Source organism: Streptomyces sp. NPDC015171, assembly GCF_043079545.1.
Lineage (GTDB): Bacteria > Actinomycetota > Actinomycetes > Streptomycetales > Streptomycetaceae > Streptomyces.
The window spans coordinates 711,763-730,088 of record NZ_JBIBUO010000003.1; the positions used below are offsets into that span (position 1 = coordinate 711,763).

The following is an 18,326-nucleotide window of genomic DNA, read 5'->3' on the forward strand; positions in this document are numbered from 1 at the left end:
TTGCTAAGCGGACAGCTGTCCGTTACGTTTCCAGATAACGGACAGCTGTCCGGTTGCGTCCACCATAGCCGCGGACGGGGCCCCACGGCAGTCACCCGTCGCCACTGCTCGGGCCCGGCACCCCGCACTTCGCTTCGCCCGCGCGGCACGGATTCCGTGCGACGCGCTCTCCGCGCCGCCCGGCACCCAGGCCGCCGGACCGCCTGCTCAGTCCTGCTACTTAGTCCTGGAAATGCGAAAGAAGCAGCTCATGGCCTCCTCGACGTCCAGTGTCATCACCTTGAAGATCAACGGCGAGAAGTACACACTGCCCGTCGATCACCGCACCACCCTGCTCGACGCACTGCGTGAACGCCTCGATCTCACCGGCACCAAGAAGGGATGTGACCAGGGGCAGTGCGGGGCCTGTACGGTCCTGCTCGACGGACGCCGGGCCGTCGCCTGTCTCCAGCTCGCCGTCGCGGCCGAGGGCCGCGAGATCACCACCATCGAGGGCGTCGCCGACGGCGAGCGGCTCCACCCCGTGCAGCAGGCCTTCCTCGATCTGGACGGCTTCCAGTGCGGTTACTGCACCCCGGGCCAGATCTGCTCGGCGATCGGGGTGATCGCGGAACACGCGGCGGGCTGGCCGAGCGCCGTCACCGGGGACCTACGCCCCGAAGCCGGACCGCCCTCCCTGACCGACGACGAGATCCGGGAACGGATGAGCGGCAACCTGTGCCGCTGCGGCGCCTATGTCTCGATCGTGGACGCGGTGGCCAGGGCGGCGGCCGAAACCGGCCACGACGCCGAGCGTACGAGCCCGGTCGCGCCCGTGAAGGAGGCCGTGGCATGAGGGAGTTCGACTACCAGCGGGCCCACGACGTCGCCGGCGCCGTCGCCCTGCTCGGCGCCGATCCGGACACCCGCTACCTCGGCGGCGGCACCAACCTCGTCGACCTCATGAAGACGGGTGTCGAACGCCCCGGCCGACTCGTCGACATCCGTGAACTCCCGCTCGACGAGATCGAGCAGACCCCCGAGGGCGGCCTGCGCATCGGCGCCACCGTCACCAACGGCGACCTGGCCGCCCACCCCGAGGTCCGGCGCCGCTACCCCGCACTGGCGCAGGCGGTCCTGGCCGGCGCGTCCGGGCAGCTGCGCAACATGGCCACGGTCGGCGGGAACCTGCTCCAGCGCACCCGCTGCGGCTACTTCGCCGACGTCACCAAACCCTGCAACAAGCGGGTCCCCGGCAGCGGCTGCCCCGCCGTCGAGGGCGAGCACCACAACCACGCGATCCTGGGCGCGTCCGGGCACTGCGTGGCCGTGCACCCCTCCGACATGGCCGTGGCCCTGTCCGCCTTCGACGCGGTCGTCCACTTCGAGACGGCCGACGGTGCGGGGGAGCTGCCGATCACCGGCTTCTACCTGCCGGTCGGTGACACCCCGCACATCGAGACCGCGCTGCCGCCGGGCGCGCTGATCACCGGCGTCACCCTGCCGCCCGCCCCGGTCGCCGTCCACTCCCGCTACCGCAAGGTGCGCGAGCGTGCCTCGTACGCCTTCGCCATCGGCTCGCTCGCCGCCGCGCTCGACGTCCGGGACGGCGTCGTCCGCGACGCGCGCCTGGCCTTCGGCGCCGTCGCCTCGCGCCCGTGGCGGGCCGTCGCCGCCGAGCGCGTCCTGACCGGTGCCCCGGCCGGAGCCGAGACCTACGCGGCGGCGGCCGACGCCGAGCTGGCGGCGGCACGGCCGCTGCCGCACAACGGATACAAGGTGGACCTCGTCCGCAACCTCACGGTGGCCGTCCTGACCGAACTCGCCGAGGAGGCCGCACGATGACCGCCTTCACCACCGAAACACCCGTACGGGCCGGCTCCGTGGGCACCGCGCACACCCGGGTCGAGGGCCGGGAGAAGGTCACCGGAGCGGCTCGCTACGCGGGCGAGATCCCGTTCGCCGACCTCGCGCACGGCTGGCTGGTGCTGTCCACCGTGGCCCGGGGCCGCGTCAGCGCCGTCGACACCGGTCCGGTCCTGGCCATGCCGGGCGTCCTCGCCGTCCTGGACCACCGCAACGCGCTGCGCCTGAACACCGACTACGAGGGCCTGCTGGGCATGCGGCCCGACCCGACCCTGGCCGTCTTCCAGCACGACCGGGTGCCGCACATGGGCTGGCCGGTGGCCCTGGTCGTCGCCGAGACCTCCGAGCAGGCGAGGGAGGCCGCCGAGGCGCTCGTGGTGCGGTACGAAGTGGAGCCCCACGACATCGAGTTCACCGCCGACCGCCCGGACGCCCAATCGGCGGGCGGCGTCATGCCCGGGGTCACGGAGAAGGGCGACCTCGACGCCGAACTGGCCTCCTCGGACGTCGTCGTGGACGCCGAGTACACCACCCCCGAAGAGCACCACAACCCGATGGAGCCGCACGCGGCGACCGCCCACTGGGACGACGGCCGCCTGGAGGTGGTCGACTCCAACCAGGGGGCCACCTGGGTCGTCGGTGACCTCGCGAACCTCTTCTCGCTCGACCCGGCCTCGGTGCGCGTGCGCTCCGAGCACGTCGGCGGCGGCTTCGGCAGCAAGGGCGTCCGCGCCCACCAGGTGGCCGCCGTGATGGCCGCGACCGTCCTGCGGCGCCCCGTGCGCGTGGTGCTGACCCGCCGCCAGATGTTCTCGCTGGCCGGCTACCGCAGCCCCACCATCCAGCGCGTCCGGCTCGGCGCCGACGCGGAAGGACGCCTGCGCGCCCTGGAACACCGCTCCCTCAGCCTCACCTCCACCGTGCACGAGTTCGTGGAGCCGAGCGCCGGTCCGGCCCGGGTGATGTACGACGCCGCCGCCCACCACACCGCCAACGAGGTCGTACGGCTCGACGTGCCTTCCCCGACGTTCATGCGGGCCCCGGGTGAGGCGCCGGGGTCGTTCGCCCTGGAGTCGGCGCTGGACGAACTCGCCGAGCGGAGCGGGATCGACCCCATCGAGCTGCGGCTGCGCAACGAACCCGACAAGGGGCCGGTCTCCGGCCTGCCCTTCGCCGGCCGCAGCCTGCCCGCCTGCTACCGGGAGGGAGCCCGCAGGTTCGGCTGGGCGGACCGGGACCCGCGTCCGGGCCTGCGCCGCGACGGCCGCCTGCTGCTCGGCACCGGCATGGCGGCGGCCTCCTTCCACGCGGGTGCCGGTCCGTCCACGGCCGCCGTGACCGCCCACGCCGACGGCACCTTCACCGTCCGGATCGCCGCGGCCGACATCGGCACCGGGGCCCGCACGGCCATCCTGCTGATCGCGGCGGACGCGCTCCGCGTGCCCACGGACCGCGTGCGGGTGCGCCTGGGCGACAGCGACTTCGGACCCGCCATGATCGCCGGCGGTTCGATGGGCACCCGCTCATGGGCCTGGGCGGTCACCGCCGCGGCCGACGAACTGCGCGACAGGCTGGCGCTGAGCGGCGACATCCCGCCGGAGGGCATCACCGTACGGTCCGACACCACCGCGGCCATCGGGGCCCTCACCCCCGCCGAACGGCACTCCTTCGGGGCGCAGTTCGCCGAGGTCGCCGTGGACGTCGACACCGGGGAGGTGCGGGTGCGGCGGATGCTCGGCATCTTCGCCGCGGGCCGGATCGTCAATCCGCTCACCGCCCGCAACCAGTTCCTCGGCGGCATGATCTGGGGCATCTCCATGGCCCTGCACGAGGAGGCCGTCCGGGACCGCGCCTCGGGCGGCCACGTCGGCGCCGACCTCGCGGGCTACCACGTCGCGACCCACGCCGACGTCCCCCGCATCGAGGCCGACTGGATCGAGGAGCCGGACACGGACGACCCGGTCGGCATCAAGGGCATCGGAGAGATCGGCATCGTGGGCGCGGCGGCGGCCGTCGCCAACGCGGTCTGGCACGCGACCGGCGTACGCCACCGCAGCCTGCCCATCCGGCCGGATCGCGTCATCCGGGCAGGGGCTCCCCGTGCTTGACATCGCCGAAGAGCTGCTCGGCTGGGTCGAGGAGGGCCGGGACTTCGCCGTCGCCACGGTGCTGGCCGTGGGCGGCAGCGCGCCGCGCGGTCCCGGCGCCGCCCTCGCCGTCGACAGCGAGGGCACCGTCATCGGCTCGGTCTCCGGCGGGTGCGTGGAGGGCGCGGTCTACGACCTGTGCCAGCAGGCGCTCCAGTCGGGCGAGAGCGTCACCGAACGGTTCGGCTACAGCGACGAGGACGCCTTCGCCGTGGGGCTGACCTGCGGCGGGACCATCGAGATGCTGATCACGCCGGTGGGTGTGCGCCAGCCCGCGCGCACGATCCTGGCGGCGGCTCTGTCGGCCGCCGCCCGGCGGGAACCGGCGGCCCTCGCCCGGGTCGTCCGCGGCCCGGCCGAACTCCTCGGCCGCGCCCTGCTGGTGCGGCCCGACGGCACGTCCGAGGGCGGTCTCGGCGGCCACCCGGACCTGGACCGCACGGCGGCGGCCGAGGCCGGGGCGCTGCTGGAGGCGGGCCGCACCGGCACGGTGGAGCTCTCGGCGGACGGCTCGCACTGCCCCGGCGGCCTCACCCTGCTGGTCGAGTCGAACGTGCCGCCGCCGCGCATGATCGTCTTCGGGGCGATCGACTTCGCGTCGGCGCTGGCGCGGGCCGGCAAGTTCCTCGGCTACCACGTGACCGTCTGCGACGCCCGCCCGGTCTTCGCCACGCGGGCCCGCTTCCCCGACGCCGACGAGGTCGTCGTCGACTGGCCGCATCGATATCTGCGGGGCACCGGGACCGACGCCCGTACGGTCCTGTGCGTGCTGACCCACGACGCGAAGTTCGACGTGCCGCTGCTGAAGACGGCCCTGCGCATGCCGGTGGCGTTCGTCGGCGCGATGGGCTCGCGCCGGACCCACGAGGACCGCAACCGGCGGCTGCGGTCGGAGGGCGTGACCGAGCGGGAACTGGCCCGGCTGCGCTCTCCGATCGGTCTCGACCTCGGCGCCCGGACACCGGAGGAGACCGCCCTGTCGATCGCGGCGGAGATCGTCGCCGCCCGGCGGGGCGGCACGGGCGTGCCCCTGACCGGTGCGACGACACCGATCCACCGCGACGACGCCGCCGGAGAACGCGGGGCGCCGGCCGTCGCCTGACACCCGGGCCCGCCCGGCGAGCGCCCCGTGCGCCCGCCGGGCGGACCCGGTCCCCCGTCACCCCCTCAGGCGGTCACAGCCGCTGCCACAGCGCCGGCGTGTTCGGCGGTTCCCAGCCGGGCTGCGCCTGATGGCCCTGGAGGCAGCGGTAGCCGGCCCCGCCGTACGTCACCGTGTCCCCCGCCTGGTAGACGGTGCCCGCCGACCAGGTGCCGCCCGGATCGCCCGGGTCACCGGGGTCGCCTGGGTCGCCCGGACCGGTCGCGGTCGTCTTCAGGGTGAGGCCGTAGGACTGGAGGATCGGGTTGACCGGCTGGAAGAACGTCGTCCCGCCGCTCGTGCAGTTGCCCGAGCCGCCCGAGGTGACGCCCTGCGCCTGGCTGCCGGAGATGAAGGAGCCGCCCGAGTCGCCCGGTTCGGCGCACACCGAGGTCCGGGTGACGCCGGTGACGGTGCCCTCCTGGTACGTCACGCTCGTGTTGAGCTGCTGCACGGTCCCGCAGTGCCAGCCCGTCGTGGAGCCGGAGCGGCACACCGAGGAGCCCACCGGGGCCTGCGTCGACCCCGCGACCTGGACACTGGAGCCGTTGACGTACGGGGTCGCCGTCCAGTTGGCGTCGGTCGCCACCCACGCCATGTCGTTCCCGGGGAAGACCGACGCCTGGAAGGTGCCCTGCGCGGCCCGGTTGGAGCCGGTGGTGGTGCTGCCGGGCCGTCCGCAGTGACCGGCCGTCGCGAACCCCTGCCGGGTGCCCTGGGTCACCGGGAAACCGATCGAGCAGCGGCTGCTGCTGTCGATGTAGTAGGCGTCGCCGCCGCGCAGGTCGTACAGCGGGCGCGGGTGTTCGGCCGACTTCACCACCCGGGCGAGAGACGCGTCGACGCGGGCGGCCGTCAGCAGCGCGCGTGCGGCGTCCGGCCGTATCGCCCGCACCACCAGCGTGTTGGTGGGCACATCGACATACCAGACCGGGGTGTCGGTGGTCGTGCGACGGGCGGCGGCACGGTCCAGGCGGGCCTTGGCGGCGTCCAGCACGGCCAGCGAGTGGCCGGCGACGACCGCGGCGGCGCCGCGCGCCCGGATCGCCGGCACATCGGCGGGATCCGTGGTGGCCACGGTCAGCGTGCCCGACTCCTGGCCGCCCACCCAGGCGCCCGCGAAGTCCGCGCCCAGCGCGAGCCGCAGCCGGCCCGCGGTGGCACCGGCCTCGGCCTCGTTGGCGAGCCGGCGTTCGGCCTGCCGCCGCGTCAGGCCGAGGTCCCGCTGGAGCGCCCCGAGCAGAGCGGGCGGCGCCGCCGCGCTGCGGAGGGTCTCGGCCGCCGTGGGCGGGGCGGGCGAGGCGGACGGCACGGCGCTCGCGGAGCCGCTGAGCCCGGCCACGAGCAGGGCACCCGCCGCCGCGGTGGCGGCGCACGCGGCTCTGAGGTGTCGTTGGAGCATGGGGAGGTCTCCTCGGATTCGGTGGGAGTGCCGACACCGTAGGGAGGTCCCGGTGCGGGACGTAAGACATCAGCCGACCCCCTGCCCCCGTGTTATGGCACCCGACCCGCCCGCCCTGCCGCCCCGCGGCCGGCCCGCTCAGGACCGGGGAGCGGCCCGCAGGCGCGAGGCGGCGTCCGGCTCAGCGCGCCGCGCGAGCCAGTGCGCGTAGCTGTCGCTGCGTGCCGCCGCGCCCGCGTGCGCCCTGCGCGCCTCGGCCAGCACCGTCGCGGCCGTGTCCGGCCGCTGTCCCGCCGCGTGCCAGCCCAGCAGGTGCCGCCACACCAACGGCGTGCCGGCGAGCGGCCGGGTGGTGACACCGGGCGTCGGCGGGAACGTGGCCCGGCACAGGCCCACCGCCCGGCCCACCTGCACCAGGTGGACGCAGGACGCGGTGTCCGTCTCGTACATGCGCCGCGGGGTGAACCCGGCCCGCGCGCAGGCCGCGGTGAAACAGTCCGCGAAACAGCCGTCGCCCGGGACGCACGCCCACTCCTCGCCGGCGAGCGCGGCCAGGCCGGCCTCCCGGCAGCGGGCGAGCGGATGGCCGTCGGGGAGCATGACGAACACGGGGTCGACGGCGATCTCCTCCCAGACCAGGTGGGGCCGTTCGGGCGGGGGAGCGGAGCCGCAGACACCGGCGAGCGCGAAGTCCAGGCGGCCCGCGGCCAGCAGTTCGGCCAGCTCCCGCTCCGACCAGGAGGCGCACGTGGTCACGGCGGTGTCGGGTGCGGCATCCGCGAGCCGGTCCACCAGGCCGCCCAGCAGCGGCCCGTGCGTGCCGCCGAGCCGGAGCCGTTCCCCGTCCGGCCGGGTCCGGGCGAACCGTGCCGCCTCCCGCTGGAGTTCGCTCACCGCGGGCAGCACGATCCGGGTGCGCTCCAGGACCAGTTCGCCGAGGGCGGTGGCCCGTACGCCGTACCGTCCGCGCTCGAACAGCGCGCCGCCCAGGGTCCGTTCGATGCGCCTGAGCTGCGCGCTGAGCGCCGGCTGCGCGAGCCCGAGCGCGGTCGCCGCCTTGGTCAGGCTGCCCGCTTCCGCGATCGTCCGGATGGTCCTGAGATGCCGCAACTCCAACTCCATGAGGGGAGCTTGCGGTGCGGCAGGGCCAGGGGCAAGAGTTTGGTACAGACCAGTGTGCGGGCAGATGCGCGCGATCCGACAGGTCTTCGAGAGGGGAGCAGGGACGATGCGAGGCACCACCGTCTTACCGGGAACCCCCAGCCGGCCCGTCCCGGCCGGGGACGTGCCCCTGCACCGGCTGGAGGTGGCGGGGCCCGGCGCCGTACCGTTCGCCGCCGGCTCCTTCGAGGCAGTGGGCCCGCTGTCCCGCTGGGACCGGCCGCACCGGCATACGTTCTACGAGATCGTCCATGTCGGCGCCGGCTCCGGCACCCATGTCGTCGATCTCGCGCGCTGGCCGGTGCGCCCCCCGCAGCTGGCCGTCATCGTGCCGGGCCAGGTGCACCACTGGGAGGGCGGCCAGGGGCCCGAGGGCACGCTCGCCCTGTTCACCGACGACTTCCTGGTGGACCATCCCGACGACCGCGAAGTGCTGCGCGCTCTCGGCGAGCGGTGCTGGTTCGACCTCGACGCCGAGCACGACCGGTCCGTCCGGCGCCTGATGGCCGAACTCGTCGCGGAGCACCGGCACCGAGCCCCGGGACACGAGAGCGTCCTGCGCTCCCTGCTCCATGTGCTGGTCGTACGCGCCTCCCGGCTGCCGGGGCGGGCCGGCGACGGCCCCGGGCCGCGCGGCCAGGGACGTCCCGCCGCCGTGGCCGAGGCGTTCGCGCGGCTGATCTCGCGTCCCGAGGCGGCCCAGTGGTCCGTACGGGAGTGCGCCGACCGGCTGGGCGTGACGCCCCACTACCTCACGCAGGCGGTACGGACCGCGACCGGGCGCCCGCCCGGACGGCTGCTGATCGAGGCACGCGTGTACCGGGCGCAGCGGCTGCTCGCCCACACCGGCCTGTCGGTACGGCAGGTCGCCGCCCGCACCGGATTCGCCGACCCCGCCTACTTCAGCCGCTTCTTCCGGCGGGAGACCGGCAGCAGCCCCGGCGACTTCCGAAAACACCACAGCCGCCACCACCAGTCCCTCGAAGCACCGCCGGCGCCCGCCTAGGTTCGTTGCCGGTCCGCGCCCCCATGAGGAGGAGACATGGACGGAACCGGCATGAACCACACCAACGACACCAACGACACGGGCGGGTCGCCCCGGCTGGTCCGCCGCAAGACGGTGCTGCGCGCGGCACTCGCGGCGACCGCCGCGATACCCGTCTCCCTGATCGGCGGCCCGGCGCTCGCCCGGGGCTTCGCCGCGAGCGGTACGGCCCCCGAGCCCACCCCCGCCTGCGACGACGGCGACGATCCCACCCCGGAGCAGATCGAGGGCCCCTACTTCAAACCCCACTCGCCGGAGCGCACCAGCCTCCTGGAGCCGGGCCTTCCCGGTACCCCGCTCACCGTCACCGGGTATGTCTTCGGCCGGGCCTGCCGCCCCCTGACCGGTGTGCTGCTGGACTTCTGGCAGGCCGACGACAACGGCGCCTACGACGGCACCGGATTCCGGCTGCGCGGGCACCAGTACACCGACTCGCGCGGGACCTTCGCGCTCACCACGATCGTGCCGGGGCTCTACCCGGGCCGCACACGGCACCTCCACGTCAAGGTGCAGGCGCCCGGCCGATCCGTGCTGACCACCCAGCTGTACTTCCCGAACGAGCCGCGCAACAACACCGACACGATCTTCGACCCGCGGCTGCTGATGACCGTGCGGGACGCGGGCGGCCGGCGGGAGGCGGCGTTCGACTTCGTTCTCGACGTCCCGCAGGACCCGGGTCCCGGTCCCGACCCGACCCCGACCGGTACCTGGGCCGTGGGTGTCACGTACCGGGCGGGGGACCGGGTCACGTACGCGGGCCGCGCCTACGTCTGCCTCCAGCCGCACACGGCCCAGCCGGGCTGGGAACCCCCGGCGGTACCCGCGCTCTGGCGGGCGGCCTGAGACGGCGGCGCGGCGCCGGGCGCGGGCAGGGCCCCGGCGATCGCGGTCCGCCCGCCGCAAAAACCCACGCCCGGGCGGGAGTTGCGGAGATAGCCTCGACGGGGCCACAGGCGACCGACGGGGAGAGGCGAGGCATGCGAGAGCAGGACTGGACCGAAGGCACACAGGAGCTGTTCGAAGCGGCGATGTTCGGCGGGGACGCGTCCGCGCTGGACCGGTCGGACGCCGCGCTGGACGCGATCGAGGCGCCGCTCTGCCTGGCGCGGGGCAAGGTACTGCACGTCCGCTTCCTGAACGACCGCGTGGAGAACAGCCGGGAACTGGTGCTGTTCGAACGCGCGGCCGAGGTGTATCAGCGCCTGGGGGACGTGCGGGGCGAGGCGGAGGCACTGTTCTGGACCGGCTGCTGGCACCAGGTCGTCAAGGGCGACGGTGCCACCGGCGGACCGTACTTCGAGCGGTCGTACGCCCTCGCGGAATCGGCAGGCGACCGGAAGACGATGTCCTACGCCGTACGCCATCTCGGCTTCGCCGACCTGGCGGCGGGCCGGCTCGACCAGGCCCGCGAGCGGTTCACCGAATCGGTGACGCTGCGCCGGGAGATCGGCTTCCGGCCCGGGGAGGCGGCCGGACTGGTGGCGCTGGCCCACCTCGCGGCCGACACCGGCGACCGCCCGACGGCGCTGCGCCACCTGGACGAGGCCCAGTCGGTCGCCGACAGCTGCGGTGCCAAGACCGTGTCGGGGTGGATCGAGGAGGCTCGGCGCGTCGTCGCCGGTTCCTAGGCTCCCGCGCACGTGCCGGTCACCGCCCCTCGTCGCGGCTGTGGCCGCCAAGGCCGGCGCACGGCGCGGCTCGGGCGCCGTGCCCCGAAGAGCCCGGGTCCCCGCCGCCGGTGGTGCGGCGGGGACCCGGGCCGCGCGCCGCTCCGGGCTGGTGGCGCCGGAAGGCGAGGCTCGGGGAAACGGGGCGGGCGACGCCGCTCAGGTCCGGACCGGACGCGTCAACTGGTGAAGGAGAACTCCTGAACTCCGCTGATGTCGGCTTCAGTTGTTGACGCCAGGCACCGGTGCGGCTACAACCCGGGGAGAGCGCTCTCACGCCTGCTGTTGGTCCTTCCCCACGCACGCCGACCGGCCTGAGGAGACCACGTATGCAGACTCTCACCAGCGCACCCAGCCGCAGAGCGACCCGCGGACCCGCCCTCGCCCCGGCCACCGCCCGTGCCCGCACGGCGCTGGGCCTGGTCGCCGTCCTGTTGGCGGCCCTCGTCACGGCCCTGACACCGGCGCCCGCGCACGCCGCCGACCAGCTGCTGTCCCAGGGCCGCCCCGCGACGGCGTCCTCGGTCGAGAGCGGCGCCTTCTCCGCCGCCGCAGCGGTCGACGGCGACCCCGGCACCCGGTGGTCCTCGGCCTTCGCCGACCCGCAATGGATCCAGGTGGACCTCGGCTCCGTCCAGCAGCTCACCCGGGCCAGCCTGACCTGGGAGGCCGCCTATGCGAAGGCCTTCCAGATCCAGACCTCCACCGACGCGCGGAACTGGACCACCGTCTATTCCGCCACCACGGCCACCGGCGGCACCCAGAGCCTCGGCATCACCGGCAGCGGCCGCTACGTCCGCCTCTACGGAACCGCGCGCGCGACCCCGTACGGCTACTCGCTGTGGGAGTTCCAGATCTACGGCCCCGGCGGCACCACCACCCCGCCGGACGACTTCTGGGGCAGCACCAGCGACATACCGCCCGCGGCCAACGCCGTGGAAGTGAAGATCCTCAACCGCACCAACGGCAAGTATCCCGACAGCCAGGTCTACTGGAGCTTCAACGGGCAGGTCCACTCCATCGCCGAACAGCCCTACCTGGACATGCCGGCGAACTCGGCGGGGCGCATGTACTTCCACCTCGGCTCGCCCGACAGCCCGTACTACGACTTCATCGAGTTCACGGTCGGCAACAACGTCTTCAACGGCAACACCACCCGGGTCGACGCCTTCGGCCTCAAGCTGGCCATGCGCCTGCACGCCAAGGACGGCTACGACGCCGAGGTCGGCGAGAACAGGCAGACCTTCGCCGAGGACCGCGCCACCACCTTCCAGCGCTTCACCGACGCGGTGCCCGACCAGTTCAAGGTGCTGGCCCGGACCCAGGCGCCGTACCGGATCATCGCGCCCGGCAGCGACCCGAGCTTCCGCGCGGGCGGCGCCAACGCCGGCTACTTCACGGCCTACGCCCAGTCCGTCGGCGTCAACGCGGCCACCTCCGACATCTTCGGGTGCGCCGCGTCCCTGGCGGGCAACCCCGCCATGTGCGCCGCCCTCAACCGCCATGTGGCCACGCTGCCGGCCTCCCAGCAGGGCGACCCGGCCCAGTTCTACAAGGCGGCGCCCGGCAACTACTACGCCAAGTTCTGGCACGACAACGCCATCGGCCACCTCGCCTACGGCTTCCCCTACGACGACGTCGCGAATCAGTCCTCCTTCGTCTCCCACGGCAATCCGCAGTGGCTGATGGTCGCCGTCGGCTGGTAGCCCGCCGACAGCACCGGGGACACACGGCTCCCCGGGCGGCACCGCACCGCCGTGCCGCCCGGGGAGCCGTGCCCGTCCCGCTCGCGGGCCCGGTTCGCGCACGGCGCCACGGGAGGCTGAATCGCGCTGTCGCCGCCGGTGTCGGCGAGCGGCGGCGCGACGAAGTGGCGTATGACGGGGAGGACTTCCACCACTCACCACTCAGGGGGGTCCTGATGACGGATCGCACGGCCTCGATCGAATCGATGGAGCAGCTCGCGGTGGTCTGGCGGGCCATGGTCCTCGACCGTGACACGGATGCCGATGTGCGCGACCTTCCGGGCATCGCCGTCCGCTGGGCGGACTCGCGGTTCGCCTTCTGGAACTGCCTCACGCTGACCGAGGTCGACGCGGACCCGGCACGTGTCGGAGAACGCCTGAGCCAGGCCGCGGACATCATGCGAGCGAAGAAGCACCCCGGATTCCTGTGGCTCTTCGAGGACCTCCTCACGGACGAGGCCCGCGCACAGGTCCGGACAGCGGCCGAGCGGGCGGGCCTCGCCTACGCCTTCCCCGGCACCGGTATGGCCGGGGACCTCCTCCCCGTCCCCGCGCCGTCCCACCCGGACCTGACGTTCGTGCGCGTAGCCACGGACGAACACCTCACGGCGTACGCCGACCTGAACTCACGCGCCTACGGCTTCCCGCTGGAGGATGGCCGCGACGGGCTCTGCGGCTCCACGCTCTGGAAGAGCGGCGTCCACGCCTACCTGGGGCTGCGCGACGGCGTGCCGGTCACCTGCGCGGCGACGGTGGAGGCGGACGGGCGCCTCTTCGTCGTTCTCGTCGCCACCAGCCCGGAGTGGGAGCGCCGGGGCTACGGCGAGGCGGTGACGCGCAAGGCCCTCTACGAAGGCGCCCGCGCCACCGGCCTGACCCGGGCCACCCTGCACGCGACCGAGGCCGGGGCGCCGGTGTATCCCCGCATCGGCTTCCGGCCGAACTCGCCGGTGCACTTCTACGGCCTGCGGGCGTGACCTGCCGCCCCTCCGCCCCGTCGCCTCCGCCACCGGGCAACCCGCCCGGTCGACGACCGGGGCGTCGTCCTGGCGCGGTTCCGGGTCCGGGTCGAGGCCGGTGATCCGGTCGGCGTAGTGCGGAAATGATTCTGCGGGTGACTTCGTGCGGCGGACGGCGGAACGGGCGTCCCCGATCCCTGATCATGGGCGCGCGCCGGGCCGGGCGGTCCCGTCGTTCCCGGCCGTGGCGTTCCCTTCCTTCCGTCTTCCTTCCCTGAGGAGTGCACAGAGTGCGTGTCCGTAACCTGCTGACCGCTTCCCTCGGTTCCGTCGCCCTCGCCCTCGCCCTCCTGGGCGCCGGCACCGCCGCCGCGACCCCGGCCGCCGCCGATCCGTGCGGCTTCTACAAGACCGGCTCCGACGCCTTCTACAACCACTGCACCTCCGACGGCTCCCGCGTGGTGATCAAGGTGGAGGTGGCGTTGGCGCCCGACTACGAGACCTGCGTGGGCCCGGGCCGTACATGGCTGGGCTCCGCCGGCAAGGTCCAGGGCGCCCACTACACGGGCCGCACCTGCTGACGCGCGGCGCGTCGTCGCCGCGGGCGACCGGGGCCGCCCCTTCCCGCGAGCGGTCCCCGGTCAGGCGCCGCGACCCACGCCCTCACATGGCGCGGGCCCCCGCCCTGATGGCCTCGCGGATGCGGAAGTAGGTACCGCAGCGGCACACGTTGCGGATGCCGTCGAGGTCGGCGTCCGTGATCTCACGGCCCTCCTCCGCCACACGGCGCACCAGGGCGACGGCGGCCATGATCTGGCCCGGCTGGCAGTAGCCGCACTGTGCCACGTCCTGGTCGAGCCACGCCTCCTGCATGGGGTGCAGCTCCGCGCCCACCGTGGCGGGCAGCCCTTCGATGGTGGTGACCTCGTCGGTCGGGCCGAGGTCCTTGACCGGGATCGCGCAGGGGTTGACCGCCCTGCCGTTGAGGTGACTGGTGCAGGCCTTGCAGACGTTGATGCCGCAGCCGTACTTGGGGCCGGTGACCCCGAGGACGTCGCGGAGCACCCACAACAGCCGTACGTCGTCCGCGACGTCCACGGTGACCTGCTCGCCGTTGAGGCGGAATGTGTGCTGGGGCACGGGGCTCCTTGCGTCAGTGGGCGTGGTCCAGGCCGTCGGTCGGGGAGGCCGGCACGGGCGGAACGGTCGGTTTGGGCGTGAAGGAGAGCGTGCCGTGGTTGATCGGGAAGCTGGTGGGCATGGTTCCGGTCGCGCGGCCGTAGGCGCAGGCCACCGCGGCCATCGACGCGGCCACGCCCAGCTCGCCGGCGCCGCCCGGCTCCCCGGTGGTGGTCGGCATGACGATGATCCGCAGCTCGGGCGGCGTGTTCCACTGCCGGGTGTAGAAATAGTTGTCCCAGCTGGCTTCGAGGAAGTGGCCGTCACGCAGGTGCAGGCTCGACGTCAGCGCCAGTGCGATGCCGTCCATGACGCAGCCCATCATCTGCGCCTCCAGGCCGCGCGGGTTGACGGCGAGACCGACGTCCACGGCGAAGACGGCTTTGGTGACGCGCGGGCCGGCCACGCCGTCACGGACGGGGCGGTCGACGGTCTGCGGGCGGCAGTCGATCTCCACCAGTGCCGCGCTGACGGAGTGGTACTCGGAGTGGAAGGCGATGCCCTGGGCGGTGCCCGCCGGCATGGTCCGGCCCCACTCGCCCGCCTCGGCGACCTTGTCCAGCACCGCCCGGGCGCGATCGTCCTGGAGGAAGTCGTGCCGGAACCGGTAGGGGTCCTTGCCCATCCTCGCCGCCAGCCGGTCGACGACCAGTTCCCGGGCGCAGGTGGCGTCGGGCGAGTAGACGTTGCGCATGCTGCCGGTGTTGAAGTCCTTGTTCGTCTCGTTCAGGAGCCGGCTGCTGGCACCGAACGCGTAGGGCATCGACTGGGAGAGCTGGAAGAACGTCTCGGAGAACCCGATGTCGCCCACGGGCAGCCGCGCGGCGAGCGAGGTGAAGATCTCTCCGAGCCCGTGACCGAAGTCGGTGGCGACGCTGGTGTGCCGCTGCTTGTAGGCGAGCACGGTGTCGCCGAGGTAGTCGATGCGTACGCGGGACGTGGCCATGGGATGGGCGCGGCCCTGCCGGCAGTCGTCGGCGCGGTGCCACATGAGCTTCACGGGCTTGCCCATCTTCCTTGACGCCTCAGCGGCTTCCAGAGCGGCGTCGAAGAACAGCTTGCGGCCGAAGGAGCCGCCGCCCTCGGTGACGTGCACGGTGACCGCGTGCAGCGGCAGGCCGAGCTTGGCGGCGATCGCCTCCCGGGCGACGATCGGGGATTTGAGGGACGCCCAGATCTCGGCGCGGTCGGGACGTACGTCGGCCACCGCGCAGTTGGGCTCCAGCGCGCTGTTGCCCCGGAAGTGGAAGGTGAACTTTCCTTCCACGCTCGGGGTGAGCGGCGGGAGCCCGAGCGGGGGCTCGGCGGCGCGCAGCTCCTTCAGTACGGTCTCGTCGGACTGCCCTTCCGCCGTACCGGGCCGCCAGGTGACCTCCAGGGCGCGTACGGCGTCGATGCACTGGCCGAAGGTCTCCGCGCGCACCGCCACCCCGGTGGAGATCACGGCGGCGTCGGTGACGCCGGGCATGGCCAGGATCCCGGCCAGATTGGCCACCGATCCGACCTTGCCGTTGATGGTCGGCGGGCGGCACACCATGGTCGGCCTGGCGTCCGGGACGTCGAGGTCCATCGCGAACTTCTTGCGCCCGGTGACGGCGGCCAGCGCGTCGACCCGGCCGCGCGGGGTCCCGATGACGGTGAACTCCTCACGCGGCTTGAGTTCCACCGGAATCCGCCCGGTCGTCGTGCTCGCGGCCTTCTCGGCGAGCGCGCCGATGCCGATGCTCCGGCCCGCGAGGTCCGTGACGACTCCGGCCTTCAGGGTGAGGTCGGTGACCGCGGCGCCGAGCTCGATCGCCGCGGCCCGCAGCAGCCGCCCCCGGGCGACCGCGGCGGCCACCCGGATCGGATGATAGGTGGAGACGGTGGTGTTCGACGCGCCGGTGAGCTGGTTGAAGAGGAGCTCGGGACGGGCGTCGGCCAGCGTCACGCTGATCCGCTCCAGCGGTACGTCCAGTTCCTCGGCGATCAGCATGGCCGTGGACGTCGTGATGCCCTGCCCGACCTCCGCACGCGGCAACGCGAACGACACGGTGCCGTCCGTGCGGACCTCGACCGTGATGAGGCCGGAGGTGGGCAGCGCGGCCGCGGTCATCACGTCGTTGAGGTCGAGGAGTTCCGTGAGCTCCGGTGACGGGATGCCGGCCTCGGCCGCGGGCGCCGCACCCAGCTCGGCCGCGGCCACGAGGGTGGGAGCCGCCAGCACATACCCGAGGAAGCGTCTGCGCCCGACGACATGCGCCGCGGATTCCCGGCGGGGTGAACGATCAACGCTGGTCATGAACGAGGGAACTCCGCTCTGCGCCCTGGCGGTCGCCGCCCGCGCACCTGTGACATCACCCAACCCGACCGTTTCTACCACGCGTTGACGCGGGCATCACGATCCTCGGCCGGAGCCCTGGCCGGTCGCGGACGTTCCGGATCGGCTCGGTCACGTCCGCCGATCGACGCCGGCCGCCCCGCCGGACCGCCGCACGGGCCGGGGATCGCTCACCGCGCCGGCTCCAGCAGTTCGACAGGGCCGGACAGCGCGGCGCGTACCTGCCGTGACACCTCGTCGACCAGTACCTCCGGCTCGTCGCGGCCGAGGGCGTCCAGGGTCAGCGCGGCCACTTCGCCTGCCGCCGTCTTCGGGGCGTCCACACCGGCCGTGGCATCGGTGTCCACGAAGCCCACGTGCACCCCGACGACCAGGGTTCCCTGCGGTCGCAGCCCGACGCGCAGCGCGTTGGTCAGCGACCACTCGGCAGCCTTCGACGCGGCGTAACCGGGCCACCGCATGTTCACCCGCCACGACGCCACCGACAGCATGTTCACCAGGGCTCCGCCGCCGTTGGCCGCGAGCACCGGTGCGAACGCCCGCGTGACCGCCCAGGTACCGAAGTAGTTGACCTCCATCTCGCGCCGCGCGCCCTCCAGGGTGCCGTCCAGCAGCGCCACACCGGCCTGGATGCCGGCGTTGTTGACGACGATGGTCGCGTCGGCGGCCGCTTCCGCCGCTGCCGCGATCTGCTCGTCGTCGGTGACGTCGAGCGGCAACGCCGTCACGCCGGGCTCCTGGGCGCGCGCGGGGTCGCGGACGCCCGCGTACACCTTGGCCGCACCCCGGGCGAGCAGGGCGCGGGTGAAGGCCAGTCCGATGCCCCTGTTGGCCCCGGTGACCACCGCGACCGCACCCTCGATCTCCATGGCAGGACACCTCGTCTCGTGCGTACGCCGCCGCTCGGGGCCGGAGGCCGCGAGTGACGGTGAAAGGAATCGCGAGAGGAATCGCGAGAAGAACCGACGGAGCCCGTGCCTTCAGGGTCCCCCTGCGCCAGGGCCGGTGCATCTCGGGGCGCGCTACACTGGACATGGTAATAAGTGAATCTGCTGCGCATATGTCGACGTTGTCGCCGTCATGGAAAGAGGGCCGAGAATGTCCTGGACTGCGACGGCTCGGTACGGGCTCGACCCCGCCCCGGGCGGGCTGGCCTTCGTACAGGACCTGCTCAACACGCTCTCCGCCGGGAAGCCGCGCGAGCCCGACCTCCTGCAGACGAGCGAGGGCGCCGGCGCCTGGCTAGACGAGGCCTTGCGGAGCTGGAGCGGCGCGACCCACCGGCCCGCACCCGGCATCGAACTGACGGCCGAGGATGTGCGGGGCCTCCGCGAGTTCCGGGACGACCTGGCCCAGGTCCTGGAGGCGCGGGCCGGCCATTCGGTACCGGAGTCCGGGCCGGTGGCCTCGCTGATGACCCTCCCGGCCGCCCTGCGGCTCGACGAGCACGGGTCCCTGCGGGCCGAGCCGCGGGGGACGGGATGGCGGCAGGTGGCCTCGCTCGCCCTGATCGAGGCCTACCAGGCGCAGTGCACCGACCTGCTGCGCCGCCTGAAGTCCTGCCGGAACCCGCGCTGTGCGACCGCCTTCTACGACCGCTCCCGCAACAACAGCGGGGTGTGGCACGACGTCCGGGTCTGCGGCAACGCGGCCAACCTGCGCAACTACCGCGCACGCAAGCGCGCCGGCGCCGAGCGGACCTGACCTGGCCGTCG

Annotated in this window: 16 protein-coding genes; 11 read left to right on the forward strand and 5 right to left on the reverse strand. The window is 73.5% G+C overall.

What is annotated here, in order from left to right; all coding sequences use genetic code 11:
* The first annotated feature begins 250 nt into the window (after positions 1-250).
* From ACF073_RS11335 to ACF073_RS11350, 4 genes are read left to right on the forward strand one after another with little or no spacing between them, the layout of a single operon-like run.
* Entirely contained in the window at positions 251-835 is a 585-nt protein-coding gene (locus ACF073_RS11335) for a (2Fe-2S)-binding protein (protein WP_392068614.1), read from the forward strand.
* A complete protein-coding gene (locus tag ACF073_RS11340; RefSeq protein WP_392068616.1) occupies positions 832-1,824 on the forward strand; it encodes an FAD binding domain-containing protein in 993 nt (330 codons plus the stop codon). The genes ACF073_RS11335 and ACF073_RS11340 overlap by 4 nt, the downstream gene beginning before the upstream one ends.
* On the forward strand, positions 1,821-3,953 hold the full coding sequence (locus ACF073_RS11345; RefSeq protein ID WP_392068618.1) for a xanthine dehydrogenase family protein molybdopterin-binding subunit: 2,133 nt from the start codon (positions 1,821-1,823) through the stop codon (positions 3,951-3,953). Before ACF073_RS11340 ends, ACF073_RS11345 begins: the two co-directional genes overlap by 4 nt.
* On the forward strand, positions 3,946-5,094 hold the full coding sequence (locus ACF073_RS11350; protein ID WP_392068620.1) for an XdhC family protein: 1,149 nt from the start codon (positions 3,946-3,948) through the stop codon (positions 5,092-5,094). The genes ACF073_RS11345 and ACF073_RS11350 overlap by 8 nt, the downstream gene beginning before the upstream one ends.
* 73 nt (positions 5,095-5,167) lie before the next feature.
* Here ACF073_RS11350 and ACF073_RS11355 read toward each other — a convergent pair whose 3' ends face one another.
* The gene (locus tag ACF073_RS11355; RefSeq protein WP_392068622.1) at positions 5,168-6,535 is read right to left on the reverse strand and encodes a trypsin-like serine protease; all 1,368 of its coding nucleotides are present in this window, start codon (positions 6,533-6,535) and stop codon (positions 5,168-5,170) included.
* A 138-nt stretch (positions 6,536-6,673) separates the two neighbouring features.
* Entirely contained in the window at positions 6,674-7,657 is a 984-nt protein-coding gene (locus ACF073_RS11360) for a LysR substrate-binding domain-containing protein (protein WP_392068623.1), read from the reverse strand.
* A 106-nt stretch (positions 7,658-7,763) separates the two neighbouring features.
* Here ACF073_RS11360 and ACF073_RS11365 point away from each other — a divergent pair, with 106 nt between their 5' ends.
* From ACF073_RS11365 to ACF073_RS11390, 6 genes are all read left to right on the forward strand, one after another.
* Positions 7,764-8,702: an AraC family transcriptional regulator gene (locus ACF073_RS11365; RefSeq protein WP_392068624.1), complete on the forward strand. Its 939-nt coding sequence runs from the start codon at positions 7,764-7,766 to the stop codon at positions 8,700-8,702.
* Positions 8,703-8,753: 51 nt separating this feature from the next.
* Complete coding sequence (locus ACF073_RS11370; protein ID WP_392068941.1) at positions 8,754-9,584, forward strand: carbohydrate-binding protein; 831 nt, start codon at positions 8,754-8,756, stop codon at positions 9,582-9,584.
* Between the two features lie 134 nt (positions 9,585-9,718).
* Positions 9,719-10,369, forward strand: a complete 651-nt coding sequence (locus ACF073_RS11375) for a tetratricopeptide repeat protein (protein ID WP_392068625.1) — start codon at positions 9,719-9,721, stop codon at positions 10,367-10,369.
* Positions 10,370-10,737: 368 nt separating this feature from the next.
* Positions 10,738-12,114 carry a beta-1,3-glucanase family protein gene (locus ACF073_RS11380; RefSeq protein ID WP_392068626.1) on the forward strand — a complete coding sequence of 459 codons (1,377 nt, stop codon included), beginning with the start codon at positions 10,738-10,740 and terminating at the stop codon, positions 12,112-12,114.
* Positions 12,115-12,329: 215 nt separating this feature from the next.
* A complete protein-coding gene (locus ACF073_RS11385) occupies positions 12,330-13,130 on the forward strand; it encodes a GNAT family N-acetyltransferase (protein ID WP_392068627.1) in 801 nt (266 codons plus the stop codon).
* A 272-nt stretch (positions 13,131-13,402) separates the two neighbouring features.
* A complete protein-coding gene (locus tag ACF073_RS11390; protein ID WP_392068628.1) occupies positions 13,403-13,693 on the forward strand; it encodes a DUF6355 family natural product biosynthesis protein in 291 nt (96 codons plus the stop codon).
* An 82-nt stretch (positions 13,694-13,775) separates the two neighbouring features.
* On the opposite strand, the gene ACF073_RS11395 is transcribed toward ACF073_RS11390, so the two are convergent.
* From ACF073_RS11395 to ACF073_RS11405, 3 genes are all read right to left on the reverse strand, one after another.
* Positions 13,776-14,252: a (2Fe-2S)-binding protein gene (locus ACF073_RS11395; RefSeq protein WP_392068630.1), complete on the reverse strand. Its 477-nt coding sequence runs from the start codon at positions 14,250-14,252 to the stop codon at positions 13,776-13,778.
* A 13-nt stretch (positions 14,253-14,265) separates the two neighbouring features.
* On the reverse strand, positions 14,266-16,572 hold the full coding sequence (locus ACF073_RS11400; RefSeq protein ID WP_392068632.1) for a molybdopterin cofactor-binding domain-containing protein: 2,307 nt from the start codon (positions 16,570-16,572) through the stop codon (positions 14,266-14,268).
* A 209-nt stretch (positions 16,573-16,781) separates the two neighbouring features.
* Complete coding sequence (locus ACF073_RS11405; RefSeq protein ID WP_392068634.1) at positions 16,782-17,480, reverse strand: SDR family oxidoreductase; 699 nt, start codon at positions 17,478-17,480, stop codon at positions 16,782-16,784.
* Between the two features lie 229 nt (positions 17,481-17,709).
* Between ACF073_RS11405 and ACF073_RS11410 the strand changes: the two genes are divergently transcribed.
* Positions 17,710-18,315: a CGNR zinc finger domain-containing protein gene (locus ACF073_RS11410; protein WP_392068636.1), complete on the forward strand. Its 606-nt coding sequence runs from the start codon at positions 17,710-17,712 to the stop codon at positions 18,313-18,315.
* The last annotated feature ends 11 nt before the right edge of the window (positions 18,316-18,326 follow it).

Bases quoted from the DNA above. Each gene is read 5' to 3' on its own strand.
- ACF073_RS11335 (WP_392068614.1), top strand. From the start codon at position 251: ATGGCCTCCTCGACGTCCAGTGTCATCACCTTGAAGATCAACGGCGAG.
- ACF073_RS11340 (WP_392068616.1), top strand. From the start codon at position 832: ATGAGGGAGTTCGACTACCAGCGGGCCCACGACGTCGCCGGCGCCGTC.
- ACF073_RS11345 (WP_392068618.1), top strand. From the start codon at position 1,821: ATGACCGCCTTCACCACCGAAACACCCGTACGGGCCGGCTCCGTGGGC.
- ACF073_RS11355 (WP_392068622.1), bottom strand. From the start codon at position 6,535: ATGCTCCAACGACACCTCAGAGCCGCGTGCGCCGCCACCGCGGCGGCG.
- ACF073_RS11360 (WP_392068623.1), bottom strand. From the start codon at position 7,657: ATGGAGTTGGAGTTGCGGCATCTCAGGACCATCCGGACGATCGCGGAA.
- ACF073_RS11365 (WP_392068624.1), top strand. From the start codon at position 7,764: ATGCGAGGCACCACCGTCTTACCGGGAACCCCCAGCCGGCCCGTCCCG.
- ACF073_RS11370 (WP_392068941.1), top strand. From the start codon at position 8,754: ATGAACCACACCAACGACACCAACGACACGGGCGGGTCGCCCCGGCTG.
- ACF073_RS11375 (WP_392068625.1), top strand. From the start codon at position 9,719: ATGCGAGAGCAGGACTGGACCGAAGGCACACAGGAGCTGTTCGAAGCG.
- ACF073_RS11380 (WP_392068626.1), top strand. From the start codon at position 10,738: ATGCAGACTCTCACCAGCGCACCCAGCCGCAGAGCGACCCGCGGACCC.
- ACF073_RS11385 (WP_392068627.1), top strand. From the start codon at position 12,330: ATGACGGATCGCACGGCCTCGATCGAATCGATGGAGCAGCTCGCGGTG.
- ACF073_RS11400 (WP_392068632.1), bottom strand. From the start codon at position 16,572: ATGACCAGCGTTGATCGTTCACCCCGCCGGGAATCCGCGGCGCATGTC.
- ACF073_RS11405 (WP_392068634.1), bottom strand. From the start codon at position 17,480: ATGGAGATCGAGGGTGCGGTCGCGGTGGTCACCGGGGCCAACAGGGGC.
- ACF073_RS11410 (WP_392068636.1), top strand. From the start codon at position 17,710: ATGTCCTGGACTGCGACGGCTCGGTACGGGCTCGACCCCGCCCCGGGC.